13 protein-coding genes are annotated in these 12,983 nt (G+C 44.3%); 6 read left to right on the top strand and 7 right to left on the bottom strand.

All coding sequences use genetic code 11. The features are described 5' to 3' along the window. The first annotated feature begins 12 nt into the window (after nucleotides 1-12). From ACTL4S_RS05490 to ACTL4S_RS05470, 5 genes are all read left to right on the top strand, one after another. Nucleotides 13-3,189, top strand: a complete 3,177-nt coding sequence (locus ACTL4S_RS05490; RefSeq protein WP_005265905.1) for an efflux RND transporter permease subunit — start codon at nucleotides 13-15, stop codon at nucleotides 3,187-3,189. After that, on the top strand, nucleotides 3,189-4,655 hold the full coding sequence (gene adeK, locus ACTL4S_RS05485) for a multidrug efflux RND transporter AdeIJK outer membrane channel subunit AdeK (protein WP_441298913.1): 1,467 nt from the start codon (nucleotides 3,189-3,191) through the stop codon (nucleotides 4,653-4,655). Before ACTL4S_RS05490 ends, adeK begins: the two co-directional genes overlap by 1 nt. Before the next feature lie 107 nt (nucleotides 4,656-4,762). After that, nucleotides 4,763-5,119 carry a YbjQ family protein gene (locus ACTL4S_RS05480; RefSeq protein WP_004280648.1) on the top strand — a complete coding sequence of 119 codons (357 nt, stop codon included), beginning with the start codon at nucleotides 4,763-4,765 and terminating at the stop codon, nucleotides 5,117-5,119. 3 nt (nucleotides 5,120-5,122) lie between these two features. Further along, nucleotides 5,123-5,572, top strand: coding sequence for a YbjQ family protein (locus tag ACTL4S_RS05475; protein ID WP_180086332.1), 450 nt, complete (start codon nucleotides 5,123-5,125; stop codon nucleotides 5,570-5,572). A gap of 198 nt (nucleotides 5,573-5,770) precedes the next feature. After that, entirely contained in the window at nucleotides 5,771-6,445 is a 675-nt protein-coding gene (locus ACTL4S_RS05470; RefSeq protein ID WP_180086334.1) for a DUF1345 domain-containing protein, read from the top strand. Nucleotides 6,446-6,567: 122 nt separating this feature from the next. On the opposite strand, the gene ACTL4S_RS05465 is transcribed toward ACTL4S_RS05470, so the two are convergent. From ACTL4S_RS05465 to ACTL4S_RS05455, 3 genes are all read right to left on the bottom strand, one after another. Continuing rightward, the gene (locus ACTL4S_RS05465; protein ID WP_180086336.1) at nucleotides 6,568-7,065 is read right to left on the bottom strand and encodes a DUF2505 family protein; all 498 of its coding nucleotides are present in this window, start codon (nucleotides 7,063-7,065) and stop codon (nucleotides 6,568-6,570) included. A 149-nt stretch (nucleotides 7,066-7,214) separates the two neighbouring features. Then, complete coding sequence (locus ACTL4S_RS05460) at nucleotides 7,215-7,490, bottom strand: hypothetical protein (protein ID WP_180086338.1); 276 nt, start codon at nucleotides 7,488-7,490, stop codon at nucleotides 7,215-7,217. A 259-nt stretch (nucleotides 7,491-7,749) separates the two neighbouring features. After that, nucleotides 7,750-8,235: a hypothetical protein gene (locus ACTL4S_RS05455; protein WP_441298912.1), complete on the bottom strand. Its 486-nt coding sequence runs from the start codon at nucleotides 8,233-8,235 to the stop codon at nucleotides 7,750-7,752. Between the two features lie 371 nt (nucleotides 8,236-8,606). On the opposite strand from ACTL4S_RS05455, the gene ACTL4S_RS05450 reads away from it, so the two are divergent. Then, nucleotides 8,607-9,074, top strand: coding sequence for a GNAT family N-acetyltransferase (locus tag ACTL4S_RS05450; RefSeq protein ID WP_005263560.1), 468 nt, complete (start codon nucleotides 8,607-8,609; stop codon nucleotides 9,072-9,074). Here ACTL4S_RS05450 and ACTL4S_RS05445 read toward each other — a convergent pair. The 4 genes from ACTL4S_RS05445 to ACTL4S_RS05430 form a co-directional block, all read right to left on the bottom strand. After that, nucleotides 9,071-10,882, bottom strand: a complete 1,812-nt coding sequence (locus tag ACTL4S_RS05445; protein ID WP_441298911.1) for a sensor domain-containing diguanylate cyclase — start codon at nucleotides 10,880-10,882, stop codon at nucleotides 9,071-9,073. The genes ACTL4S_RS05450 and ACTL4S_RS05445 overlap by 4 nt on opposite strands. A 241-nt stretch (nucleotides 10,883-11,123) precedes the next feature. Next, nucleotides 11,124-11,462 (bottom strand): FKBP-type peptidyl-prolyl cis-trans isomerase, encoded by a 339-nt coding sequence (locus tag ACTL4S_RS05440; protein ID WP_004731933.1) that lies wholly within the window; start codon nucleotides 11,460-11,462, stop codon nucleotides 11,124-11,126. Nucleotides 11,463-11,547: 85 nt separating this feature from the next. Further along, nucleotides 11,548-12,171: an MgtC/SapB family protein gene (locus ACTL4S_RS05435; protein ID WP_004731934.1), complete on the bottom strand. Its 624-nt coding sequence runs from the start codon at nucleotides 12,169-12,171 to the stop codon at nucleotides 11,548-11,550. An 85-nt stretch (nucleotides 12,172-12,256) separates the two neighbouring features. After that, a complete protein-coding gene (locus ACTL4S_RS05430; RefSeq protein WP_441298954.1) occupies nucleotides 12,257-12,787 on the bottom strand; it encodes a YaeQ family protein in 531 nt (176 codons plus the stop codon). Nucleotides 12,788-12,983 lie beyond the last annotated feature (196 nt).

Here is a 12,983-nt window from a genome sequence, read left to right as displayed (position 1 = left end):
GAGTAATGGTTCATGGCTCAATTCTTTATTCATCGCCCTATTTTTGCATGGGTGATTGCATTGGTGATTATGCTGGCGGGTATTTTAACCATCAGCAAAATGCCGATTGCACAATATCCAACCATCGCGCCACCGACCGTGACTATTTCTGCGACTTATCCGGGTGCATCTGCTGAAACTGTTGAAAATACAGTGACCCAGATCATCGAGCAGCAAATGAACGGTATGGATGGCTTGCGCTATATCTCGTCTAACAGTGCGGGTAATGGTTCTTCGTCTATTTCCTTAAACTTTGACCAGGGTGTCGATCCTGATATCGCACAGGTTCAGGTTCAAAACAAATTACAGTCTGCGACTGCCCTGTTGCCTGAAGATGTACAACGTCAGGGTGTGCGAGTGACCAAATCGGGTGCAAGCTTCCTGCAAGTTTTGGCATTCTATTCACCTGATAGCAGCCTGACTGCAGATGACATCAAAGACTATGTTAACTCGAATATTTCTGAACCTTTAAGCCGTGTGGCCGGGGTCGGTGAAGTTCAGGTCTTTGGTGGTTCTTATGCGATGCGCATCTGGCTGGATCCAGCCAAGATGGCCAGCCTGCAAGTAACGCCAAGTGATATTGCCACTGCAATCCGTACCCAAAACGCCCAGGTTGCCGTAGGTCAGTTGGGTGGTGCGCCTGCAGTACAAGGACAAGTATTAAATGCGACGGTAACGGCTCAAAGTCTGTTACAAACGCCGGAACAGTTCAGCAATATCTTCCTGAAAAATGCCACTTCTGGTGCACAGGTTCGCTTAGGTGATGTTGCACGAGTTGAACTTGGTGCAGATAACTATCAGTTCGATTCTAAATTTAATGGCAAACCGGCTGGTGGTGTAGCTATTAAGCTCGCGACTGGCGCCAATGCCCTGGATACCGCACAAGCAGTTGAAGAGCGTTTAAAACAGTTACGTCCGAACTATCCGCAAGGCATGGTCGACCAACTGGCGTTTGACACCACACCATTTATTGAACTGTCGATTAAGAGTGTAGTTAAAACCCTGATCGAAGCGATTATTCTGGTGTTCCTGGTGATGTTCCTGTTCCTGCAGAACTGGCGTGCCACCATCATTCCAACCATGGCGGTTCCAGTCGTCGTATTGGGTACTTTTGCCGTCATTAACATCTTTGGCTTCTCGATTAATACCCTGACCATGTTTGCCATGGTATTGGCGATTGGTCTTCTGGTCGATGACGCGATTGTTGTGGTCGAGAACGTCGAACGGGTCATGGTGGAAGAACATCTCGATCCGGTTGCTGCAACTGAAAAATCGATGAAACAGATTTCTGGCGCATTGATTGGTATTACCTCGGTGCTGTCGGCAGTATTCGTTCCAATGGCTTTCTTCGGTGGAACCACCGGGGTCATTTATCGCCAGTTCTCGATTACGCTGGTCACAGCGATGGTCTTGTCACTGGTGGTTGCCTTAACCTTTACTCCTGCCCTGTGTGCGACCCTGCTGAAACAGCACGATCCGAACAAGCCGGAAAGTAATGGTATTTTTGCGCGTTTCTTCCGCTGGTTTAATAGCAGTTTTGATAAGGTCTCTGTGAAATATCAGGGCGGCGTCAACCGTATGACTCACAGCAAGATTTTCTCAGGCGTGGTGTATGCCGTGGTACTGGGTATTATTGTGCTGTTGTTCCAGAAACTGCCTTCTTCGTTCCTACCGGATGAAGACCAGGGCGTGGTCATGACGCTGGTTCAGTTACCGCCAAATGCTACCTTGGAACGTACCGACAAAGTGGTCAGCACCATGACCAACTATTTCTTGGAAAACGAGAAAGAGCATGTCGAATCCGTCTTTAGTGTGGCAGGTTTCTCCTTCACGGGTGTGGGACAAAACGCAGGTCTGGCATTTATTAAACTGAAAGACTGGTCAGAGCGTCACAGTCCGGAATCTCAAATCGGTGCCATTATTCAACGTGGTATGGCGCTGAACATGATTGTCAAAGATGCGTCTTACATCATGCCACTGCAATTACCTGCAATGCCTGAACTGGGTGTGTCGGCTGGCTTTAACTTACAGCTCAAAGCTGCAAGTGGTCAAAGTCATGATCAGCTCCTGGCAGCACGTAATACGATTCTCGGTCTAGCAGCACAAGACTCGCGTCTGGCTGGTGTACGTCCGAATGGTCAGGAAGATACTCCACAGTACCGTGTCATTGTCGATCATGCACAAGCCGGAGCATTGGGCGTGAGTGTTGCTGAAATTAACAGTACCATGGGTATAGCTTGGGGCGGTTCGTATATCAATGACTTCATTGATCGCGGTCGTGTCAAGAAAGTCTATGTTCAGGGTGAAGCTGGCTCGCGGATGATGCCGGAAGATCTTGATCAATGGTATGTGCGTAATAATCGCGGTGAAATGGTGCCATTCTCGGCATTTGCCACAGGCGAATGGACTTACGGTTCTCCACGTCTTGAGCGTTATAACGGCGTATCGTCCATGAACATTCAGGGTACACCTGCTCCGGGTATCAGCTCGGGCGATGCGATGGTGGCCATGGAAGAAATTGTAGCGAAGTTACCAGAAATGGGCTTGCAAGGTTTCGACTTCGAATGGACAGGTCTGTCTTTGGAAGAGCGTGAATCTGGTGCACAAGCGCCGTTCCTGTACGCCTTGTCACTGCTGATAGTCTTCCTGTGTCTGGCAGCCCTGTATGAAAGCTGGTCGATTCCATTCTCGGTTCTACTGGTGGTCCCATTGGGTATTGTCGGTGCATTATTACTCACCTTTGGTGGAATGGTATTACTGCAAAATCCGAACCTGTCGAATAACATTTACTTCCAGGTGGCGATTATTGCCGTGATTGGTCTTTCTGCGAAAAATGCGATCTTGATTGTCGAGTTTGCGAAAGAATTGCAGGAACAAGGTGAAGAGTTATTTGAAGCGACCTTGCATGCGGCAAAAATGCGTTTACGTCCAATTATCATGACCACATTGGCCTTTGGTTTTGGTGTATTACCTCTTGCTCTGGCTTCAGGTGCGGGTGCAGGTAGCCAGCACTCAGTCGGTTATGGTGTACTCGGCGGCGTGATCAGCTCGACCCTGTTAGGTATCTTCTTTATCCCGGTATTCTACGTGTGGATTCGAAGTGTCTTTAAATACAAACCAAAACAACAAAATCAGGAGTATAAGTCGTAATGCAAAATGTATGGTCTATTACAGGTCGTAGCATTGCGGTATCTGCCCTTGCGCTTGCTTTGACAGCCTGTCAAAGTATGCGCAGTCCAGAGCCGGTTGCGCAGGCAGATATCCCGAGCAGCTATACCAATGCGTCTGGTACTTCTGTAGCAGAACAAGGTTATAAAAACTTTTTTGCCGATCAGCGCCTGTTACAGGTGCTGGATCTGGCATTAAACAATAACCGTGATTTGCGTATTGCTGCCCTCAATATTCAACGAGCTCAGCAACAGTATCAGATTACTGAAAACAACCAGTTACCGACGATTGGTGCCAGTGGTAGCGTATTGCGCCAGGACACCATGAATTCCCAGAATCGTGGTGCAGTGACGACTTATAATGTTGGACTGGGTGTAACTGCGTATGAACTGGATTTCTGGGGACGTGTCCGCAGCTTGCGTGACAATGCGCTAGATAGTTTCCTGGCGACCCAAAGTGCTCGAGATGCGACGCAAATTGCCTTGATTGGTCAGGTATCTCAGGCTTGGCTCAGCTACTCGTTTGCCAATGCCAATCTGGCTTTGGCTGAACAAACGCTGAAAGCCCAGCTTGAATCTTTCAATCTGAACAAGAAACGTTTTGATGTCGGGATTGATAGTGAGCTTCCAGTGCGTCAGGCACAAATCTCGGTTGAAACAGCACGTAATGATGTTGCGAATTACCGCACCCAGGTGGCACAGGCACAAAACCTGTTAAACCTGCTGGTCGGTCAGCAAGTGCCTGCGAATTTATTACCAGCACAACGCGTGTCCCGCATCACTTCAAATACTGCATTGGGTTCAGGCTTGCCAAGTGATCTATTGATCAACCGTCCAGATGTTCGTGCAGCAGAATACCGCCTGTCTGCGGCAGGTGCCAATATTGCGGCAGCACGTGCACGTCTGTTCCCGACAATTAGTTTGACCGGTTCAGCAGGTTATGCCTCTACTGATTTAGGCGACCTGTTTAAATCAGGTAGTTTTGCCTGGTCATTTGGTCCGAGTCTGGATATTCCAATTTTTGATTGGGGTACCCGTCAGGCCAATATCCGTATTTCTGAAACCGATCAGCAAATTGCCTTGTCAGATTACGAAAAGTCGATTCAGACTGCTTTCCGTGAAGTGAATGATGCCTTGGCAGTACGTCAGAATATTGGTGATCGTCTGGCAGCTCAGCGCCGTCTGGTCGAAGCAACCAACACCACCTATCGCTTGTCGCAGGCACGTTTCCGCGCCGGAATTGACAGCTATCTGACTGTACTGGATGCACAGCGTGCGTCTTATGCAGCAGAACAAGGTTTGTTATTGCTTGAACAGGCTAATCTGAACAATCAGGTTGAAGTCTACAAAACCCTGGGGGGCGGCTTGAAAGTCAACACGACGGATACCCTGCCGAATACCCCGTCTGTGTCTGAACAGCGTCGTGCGGCAGAACAGCCAGCGCAATAAATTCCAGACAGATCAGGAAAAGCTCACTTCGGTGGGCTTTTTTTATTGCATTTTCAAGGCAGTTTTCCTATTGTCATAGACCAGCGATTTATTTAGAAAACATGCACATGTTACTTAGCAATCTGGAATCTGTACCGGGACATACCATTCGCCAGCAAATTGATGTGGTGTATGGCAGTACCGTACGCAGCAAACATGTCGGACGTGACTTGCTGGCCGGCCTGAAAAATATTGTCGGTGGTGAGCTTACCGCCTATACCGAACTGCTGGAAGAATCACGACAGGAAGCCATGAACCGCATGATTGAAAAAGCCCGTAGTAGGGGTGCCAATGCGATTGTCGGCATTCGTTTCTCGACCTCTAATATCGCCCAAGGTGCTTCTGAACTCTTTGTTTATGGGACAGCCGTAGTCGTTGATCCGATCATGCCGAAATTGCCCGACCCTTTTCCGCAGGCAGATTAAAGCATGGATGGTTTAATTCTCCAGATCATCATTTTTGCCATTCTGTTTTGTGTCGGTTTCGGTTTTGGACGTTATAACGAAGGTAAACATTTTCGTTATCTGGATGAACAGGAACAACGTCTGGCATATATCCGGGTGAACAATAGCCGCTTCGCTGTGTCTGAATATTCCGGACAGATGATCAGCAGCAATGTGGTCATTTCCCATGATTATTTTAAATATGCGATTGCAAATGTGCAGAATATACTTGGTGGTCGTCTGACCAGCTATGAAAGTGTAGTAGAACGTGCAAGACGTGAAGCGATTGTACGTTTAAAACTCGAAGCCGAAAAAATTGGTGCGACTCAGATTATGGGCATTCGGCTCAGCACGACTGAACTCGGTATGCAAGGTGGCATGGTGGAAGTCTTTGCTTATGGCACTGCAATCCAACAACCCGCTCAATCCGTTTAAACATCAGTTCAGAAAAAATCTATTGAGATAATCACGCCTGCTACGCGATCCGCGCAGTCAAATGACTCAACTCGAATCAGTTCGACACCTTTAGGATGAAATGTCGTAGAGGAAATAACTCAGGCCGTTGCAATCTTCTTTATTGCAAACGGTTCTGTGCTAGGATCTTGAGAAGTCAGCAAAATAAATATAAATGGCATGATGCAGCTTCTTCAATCTATAAAAATGGCACTTCAATCCCGTCTGTATTTCTTTATTATTTTCCCAGCCATCATTGGATTTTATCTGGTTTTACAGACAGTCACTCCTTTGAGTTGGTCAAGCTGCCTCTTGATCAGCTGGAATATCGCAATTTACGCTTATTTATTATTGACCATAAAAAAACTCTGGCGTATTGATCATGCTCATATTCTGCAACGCGCCATGCAACAGGATGCCAGTAAATGGATCATTCTGTTTCTGGTGATCATCACCCTGATCATGTGTTTTATCGCGATTATTATTGAAATTAATCACTTACCCAAAGATACCACCATCCGAACCGGTCATTTAATCTTGTCAGTTCTGACCATTATTTCAGCCTGGTTCTTGATGCATACGATTTTTGCAATTCATTATGCACATGACTTTTATCTGGCACTCGACAAACAGCAACACGGTGGACTGGATTTCCCCAATACCGCAAGACCGACTTATCCGGACTTTCTATATTTTAGTTATATCATCGGGACTTCTGCGCAAACTGCAGATGTATCCATTACTTGCCAATCTATGCGGGTTCTAAATACCTTACATTTGCTTTTGGCTTACGGATTCAATACCACCATTCTGGCCATCAGTATTAATGTGACGGCAAACTTTATCAGCACTTAAAAAAGTTTTTTGGATAGTGGCAGTCACCCTGAAAATGGCGATCTACCGCCCAAATGACTACCACCACCTAGGTGTATACATGACCAGCTTTTAAATTAGGTCAATCACACTTTTTGATTGCTTCAAGCGGTGAGACCTTTACGCAATTCATCTTCGACAATGCTGAGTTCAATTTCACTAAATTTACGAATCTCACCTTCAGCATGCTTTTCTAGCATGCCACCTAGTAAAGGCACTTTGACTTTGACTGTCCAGTTTAACTGGAACTGGATCTGGTCTTGATCTCCGGTAACTGCACGCTGACAGATGGCTTCGATCGGCAAGTTCGCACCGAGTTGTACCGTCGAAGTCATTTCATTCAGATCGCTGACATCGGTACGCTGCAAACGGAAGGCATCTTTGAGTAATTTTTTTGCGATATCCGGAATATTAACATCCAGATTATAAGCGCGTTTCAGGGTATACATATGCCCCTGCTTTTCCGAAACAAGGATTTCCAAGTTTTGCGCAGGAATTCGATGGCAAACTGCCTCATGCAAACGAATATCATTGGCCAAACGCTTAAATTCATCAATAGACACGCCATTGATAATTGCTTTCACGGTGAACTGATGTGCCATGCTATTTTTTCCTTATTTTTATTACGATATTCGCCTATGCCACTCTCGGCTGATGCGAATAAAAATCAGATACAGAGATGACTCTGCAATTTATATCAACTTTATAGCGGATGTCATTATTCTTTTATCGGGAAATTCCGGCAGCCCGGTCAATGTTTGCAACATAGTTTTACTGAAAGCTGTGCCTGTCCACAGCTGATCTGTAGCTGCGCTTCGCCATAATAAATCACGGCATGAAACTCATCGGCACCATCATCTAGACCGGAAACATAGTATTCAGTTCTAGCTGGGAAAGCCTGCAGCCAGTCAGCCTTATAAAAATCAGACACAGAATCAAACTGCAAATACAGTTCAGGCTCAGCTTCGATCTTCATCGCCAGTGCAATAAACTTCTGTAATTGTGCTTGATGAAAATCAATGATCATAGTATTTCTGCCTTTTTAGTCCGGATCATTGCTCGCCAGACTTCGTACATTTTAAATGACTATTTCAAGGATACGACTCTCGAGTTTTGAGGTTTTTCTAGCACAAGATTATGGCTTAAAGGAGATAAATTATATGGGCTATTTCCGCCAAGCGGCAGAAAAAATCTGAGCTAAGGCATGAGATATCTTTTCTGAATTGCAATGGCTTAAGTACGTAGTCTGAGATCTTCAATCGTACAGAATGACTGAAAGTGGTGTTCTAAGCACAGTCAGAATGCAAAAGTTCCCTGTGAATTTCATGCCGGTGCTCTTCTCCAAAACGGTCGACATGTGCATAGAATACGCCATAGCGACCGACATAATATTCCAGTGACTGATCATAAAAATTCCAGAAAATAGACCATTCGCCTAAATCCATCTGACGAATCTGGGTACCACTGTGCATCGGCATTTTTTGTAATAGTTCTTGCTGTAACTGTTCGGCCTGTGCCCGACTCTCAATATGCACCTGCCGTTGAAAGAATAGCTGTGCCACATCGTCAAACAATTCCAGTTCATAAGCATCCACCAGATGTACTTTCTGCTCTTGCTCGATGACCTCTTGCTCTGTCATGCTGGAAATCTGTGCCGGTTTTTCTGGACGCTGACGCGCCAGATGGCGCTGAGCTTTATAGATCTTTCTGCCGACGATCCAGGCAGCATTCAACATGAATAAAACACATAACAGGAGCAGTAATTTCAGCATGGTGGATGATCTCATGTGACTAATTTTATTTTTATGGTTATAGGATCAAGATTCATTTGAATAGTCCCTTTTGACCCAGCATACGTCTATTTTTTATACAGTGCAAACTTGAGGCTTATTTTTACTATTTATCTTCTCTGCTTGCTCATTTGTGCCTAGATTCGAACTTCGATTTATTTAAAAATTGATTTACTTTGATTTTTTATTTTTAACTCCCTAATGAGATTCAAGAACTTGAGATAAACAAACAGGACAAATCAGCAACAGAACAGATCTTCACATGGATAAATCACGGAAAATATTCTCAAAAAACTACAATATTGTTCTGTTTTTTACCCTCTTCTTTTTTATCAAATAAACCTTCCCTATAAATGTTCGAGAAAATGAATAATATTATGATTCGTGAAGGGAGGGTCGAAGATATACCTCAAATTATTCAGGTCATTCATGACAGCATTCAGTCCTGTGTACTGGATCATCAGCGTGAAGAAAGCAAAATTCAAACCTGGCTAGAAAAGTTTGATCATGCCAGCCTGATTGTCGATATGCTGTATAACGATTGCTGGGTTTATCTCATATATGACAAGGTCGTCGGGTTCTTATTGGTCAGTGATGCTGGAGAAATCCGGATGCATTATGTGGCCCAACACTGCCAAAGGCTGGGGTTTGGCACCGAGTTATTTCATCAAATGCATCACGCTTTATTAAAGAAAAAAATTCATCAGATTGAAATACAATCTACCCAAACTGCCTTAAGTTATTATCAGCACTGCGGCTTTCATCCACATTCTGCCGAGTCAGAAGATGAATCGCGCTATCTGTATAAATATGTTTTTTAATCGACCTCTTTTTCAATTTTTAACTGATCACGTCCTGCCTGTTTAGCGGCGTAGAGCTGCACATCTGCCGCTTTCATCAATTCATGAATATCTGCATAGCCATGGTTTTGTTCAACCCAAGCCGCGCCCATACTAACCGTAACATAATCTTTTGCATCTGGCCGATTCAGATGTTGCATACGCTGTTCCCGAATCTGGTTTAACACATTTTCCAGATTTTTCAGGGCAGTTTGCACCGGCATTCCAGTGAGCAGAATCGCAAACTCTTCACCACCATAACGTGCCAGATAGCCAGATGGTGGCAAAGCAGCTTGAATAATCCTGACCAGATTTTTCAGGATTTCATCGCCTTTTAAGTGACCATAGTAGTCATTATAGTTTTTAAAAAAATCGACATCGAGCATGGCAAAAATCAAGGTATGTTGCGGCTGTTGTTGGGTTTGTAAAAACTGCTGCTGGATTTCATGATTTAAGGCACGCCGGTTAAAAGCCCCGGTCAATGCATCAATATTCATCTGCTGTTCCAGTTTGGCATTCACTTCACGCAGCTGCTGAGTGCGTTCTTTGACTTTTTGATCAAGCGAATTATTGAGCGCGATCAGGTTCAGGTTTAGCTGTTCAGTCTCATAAGTTTGATGTGCATAATGTCTGGACTGCTGAAACATAATTAGTAAGGCATAGATACTGGTTGAGATAAAGAACAGATGCGTGGTTTTAATTACATTGATCAGCAACAGATAATCATTCAAAAAGGTGACACAAAGGAAAATAATCGCAATCAGATTTAAACGCGAATAATGCTCTTTATAACGTAAGGTCTGATAAAAGCCGTAAATAAAATTACCGATGATGACCAAGGCAAAAATCGCACTAAATAGGGCCAGACGTTCAAATATCTCAGGAGGTGAAAATAGGGTGAAAGTAATGTTAAAGACCAGTAAGGCCACTGCGATATAATAAATCACCGGATTTAGATAGCGCCGGTTAAACAGATGCATATAGCTGAGAAAAAAGAAGGCAGCAATAAAAGTAAACAGATACTCTAAGCGGGTTCCCCACAGCCAGTTGATATTGGTAAATACCGAATAGGCATAAGGTGCAGAAAACAGGTTATGCAGGGCTAAAAAGACAATAAACCAGCCAAAAACAAAGATACTTTTACTGTTACGTTCTCGTGATCCCCTGAATACCGAAAATAGAATGGTAAACACCCCCACCCCAAGTACCGCGCCGCACACCATGGCAATACTCATCATGAGCTGCTGGAATTGGCGATTGATGGTACCTGCAACGCCAATCTGCATCGGTCGCTCGAGACCGCCATGCAAGTGGGTATAATTTGAGGCCTGAATGCTTAAGGTAATATATTCAGTATCTGGAACAAAATAGCCAATACGCGGTGCTTTTTCAGTCACCTGTTTTTCAGGTGTAGTACTGATTTCCCCGAGCCGGACAATAAACTGTCCGTTGACATATACCCGATAGGCGCCGTATTGGGTCGGAATCCGAATTGCGATGCGTCGCCCGAGAAATTCTTTCGGAATTTTAAAATAGCCAATAAAGGTACCATAGCCAGAGTTTGAACCCGCTAGAGTTTTAAAAGAGGCTGGCAATTCAACTGTTTTTGACTGGAGTACGGGGCTGGGCTGAACAATAAACTGACTCGGATAAAACAGCCATTTTCCCTGCAAAGGACTCGTACTATGTTCGGTAAAATAAACTTCAGTAATATGGTCGTGAGATTGCTGCTGAAATGACGGCGAAGGGAGTTCATCCTGAGCGATTGCTGAACTTACGATGCAAGTCATCCAGCTCAAGACACAGACAAATACGAAAAAACAGACATTCCTTATCAAGTTATGCAAATACGTTATATCTCAAAATAATTCTTTATTATTCTTATAATCTACAAGGAATATTTTTGATTTCAAATCTTTTTAGATGTTTTTTGTAGCGTCTCCGGCACAGTCTATTTTGAAGCGACTGTACCAGAACCATCATACATTTTTGAATAAAAAGTATATTTTATATTCAGCCAGTTAAATCATTTTAATCACGTGTTTTTACGTCAAACAATTCAATTTCAAAAATCAGGTTGGAATTGGCCGGAATGACTTTACCCATTTTGCGTTCGCCATAGGCCAAATGTGCAGGCACCATCAGTTTACGCTTACCGCCAATTTTCATTCCTAGAATACCCTGATCCCAACCTTTGATCACACGACCGGTACCAATGACAGTTTCAAAATAATTACCACGGTCAATAGAAGAATCAAACTTGGTTCCATCTTCCAGCCAGCCGGTATAGTGCGTGGTAATTAAGGCACCTTTTACCGCTTCTTTACCTTCGCCTACTTTTAAATCAATAATTTCAAGTTCGTTGATCATGGTTATTTACCTGAGAGGAGCATAAAATTCAAAGCTCAGTATAAACTGGATTGCTCTGTTTTTTTAAGCTTGGGACATTGATGGGTTAAAAGCTGAGTTCCTGAATATTCTTATCATTGAGTAAATACTGGGTTAATTCTTGATGATTCTTGGCCGATCCCATCAGAATCCAGCGTCCGACAATCTGTTGATCAATTTTTTTTTGTGAGGAATGCACCACTTTTAACTCATAACGTTTAAATAACATTTCGTAGTGATCGGAATCATTCTGATCGAATGGGCAGACGATTTCATAGCTGCGTTCCTGATTCAGAGATTCGATACCGCGCTGGACATACATCAATAAAACCAGCACCGCCATGACAATAAAAGTAGCCCAAATACTTAAGAGTTCATAGCCTGCACCGACCGCCATGCCGAGTGCGGCTGTCATCCAGATCGTGGTTGCGGTGGTAATTCCAGAAATACGGTTATCATCTTTCAGGATAACACCAGCGCCCAGAAAACCCAGCCCAGTCAAGACATTGGCGGCCAGCCGGTCAGGATTGGCCACGCCTATTTTCAGGGAGATAATGGTAAATAAACAGGAACTCAGACTGACCATAATCATGGTACGCAATCCAGCAGATTTACTGTGATACTCACGCTCTGCACCAATAATTGCGCCAATCGCGACAGCTAGCAGTAAATCATAAAGTTCATGGTACATGGTGCAACCCTGCGTATTCTTATTCCTCAGATATACGCAATTTGAGCTACAGGATACAAGTCCAGACTTGCATCCTTATTTGGCCTTATTGTAACTGTTCCCACTCCACCAGCACCTGGCCCTGATCGCCAATCAAGGTCCATTCACCATCCATCACATTGAGCTGTAACTGCATGGTGCGATCGCATAACTGTGGCAATGCGTCGGTGGTTGCGGTAGATAACTTCCACACTTCCACATTTTTTAAGATTTTTAATTTGCTGCTGCGCTTATACCATTCATCCACCGCAGAACCATAGGTGACAACTGCGACCTGCTTGCAACGCGCACTGGCCTTTTTGACTTTATCTTCATCCGGGCTACCGACTTCAATCCATTTGACCAGTTGACCGGTCAGATCTTTTTCCCAGAGTGCCGGTTCATCGGTTTCAAAAAGATCCTTGGTAAATTCCAGCGCTTCATCGGCATAGCGTGCATAGGCCAAAATACGCACCATCAAGCGTTCAATGGTTTCTGAAGGATGCAGCGCCATCGTCAGCTGATAGTCTGCATAACGATGCGTATCCATGTCCGCAATATTCAAATCAACCTTATAAATCGTCGCTTTTAACGCCATCACATAATCCTCAAATTTGGCGCCTAGCATATAAGATTTAGCGCTATTTTGCTGAACAGATTTAGGCCAATAATTCATTCAGCGCACTAGGGCGTGTCCTCATTTGGCTTTACACCAAATAAATATGCAAGCAATGTAAATCATAGACTGGTAATTTCGTGCAAGCTTATCAAATCGGGTTGCAATCGCTCGGAAA

Source organism: Acinetobacter lwoffii (assembly GCF_052078135.1).
In the GTDB taxonomy this organism is placed as follows: Bacteria; Pseudomonadota; Gammaproteobacteria; order Pseudomonadales; family Moraxellaceae; genus Acinetobacter; species Acinetobacter lwoffii_Z.
This window is presented reverse-complemented; position numbering and strand designations above follow the sequence as displayed.

What these genes read in the sequence shown, in the direction of transcription:
- ACTL4S_RS05490 (WP_005265905.1), top strand. Translation starts at nt 13, where the DNA reads ATGGCTCAATTCTTTATTCATCGCCCTATTTTTGCATGGGTGATTGCA.
- adeK (WP_441298913.1), top strand. Translation starts at nt 3,189, where the DNA reads ATGCAAAATGTATGGTCTATTACAGGTCGTAGCATTGCGGTATCTGCC.
- ACTL4S_RS05480 (WP_004280648.1), top strand. Translation starts at nt 4,763, where the DNA reads ATGTTACTTAGCAATCTGGAATCTGTACCGGGACATACCATTCGCCAG.
- ACTL4S_RS05475 (WP_180086332.1), top strand. Translation starts at nt 5,123, where the DNA reads ATGGATGGTTTAATTCTCCAGATCATCATTTTTGCCATTCTGTTTTGT.
- ACTL4S_RS05470 (WP_180086334.1), top strand. Translation starts at nt 5,771, where the DNA reads ATGATGCAGCTTCTTCAATCTATAAAAATGGCACTTCAATCCCGTCTG.
- ACTL4S_RS05465 (WP_180086336.1), bottom strand. Translation starts at nt 7,065, where the DNA reads ATGGCACATCAGTTCACCGTGAAAGCAATTATCAATGGCGTGTCTATT.
- ACTL4S_RS05460 (WP_180086338.1), bottom strand. Translation starts at nt 7,490, where the DNA reads ATGATCATTGATTTTCATCAAGCACAATTACAGAAGTTTATTGCACTG.
- ACTL4S_RS05455 (WP_441298912.1), bottom strand. Translation starts at nt 8,235, where the DNA reads ATGCTGAAATTACTGCTCCTGTTATGTGTTTTATTCATGTTGAATGCT.
- ACTL4S_RS05450 (WP_005263560.1), top strand. Translation starts at nt 8,607, where the DNA reads ATGTTCGAGAAAATGAATAATATTATGATTCGTGAAGGGAGGGTCGAA.
- ACTL4S_RS05445 (WP_441298911.1), bottom strand. Translation starts at nt 10,882, where the DNA reads ATGACTTGCATCGTAAGTTCAGCAATCGCTCAGGATGAACTCCCTTCG.
- ACTL4S_RS05440 (WP_004731933.1), bottom strand. Translation starts at nt 11,462, where the DNA reads ATGATCAACGAACTTGAAATTATTGATTTAAAAGTAGGCGAAGGTAAA.
- ACTL4S_RS05435 (WP_004731934.1), bottom strand. Translation starts at nt 12,171, where the DNA reads ATGTACCATGAACTTTATGATTTACTGCTAGCTGTCGCGATTGGCGCA.
- ACTL4S_RS05430 (WP_441298954.1), bottom strand. Translation starts at nt 12,787, where the DNA reads ATGGCGTTAAAAGCGACGATTTATAAGGTTGATTTGAATATTGCGGAC.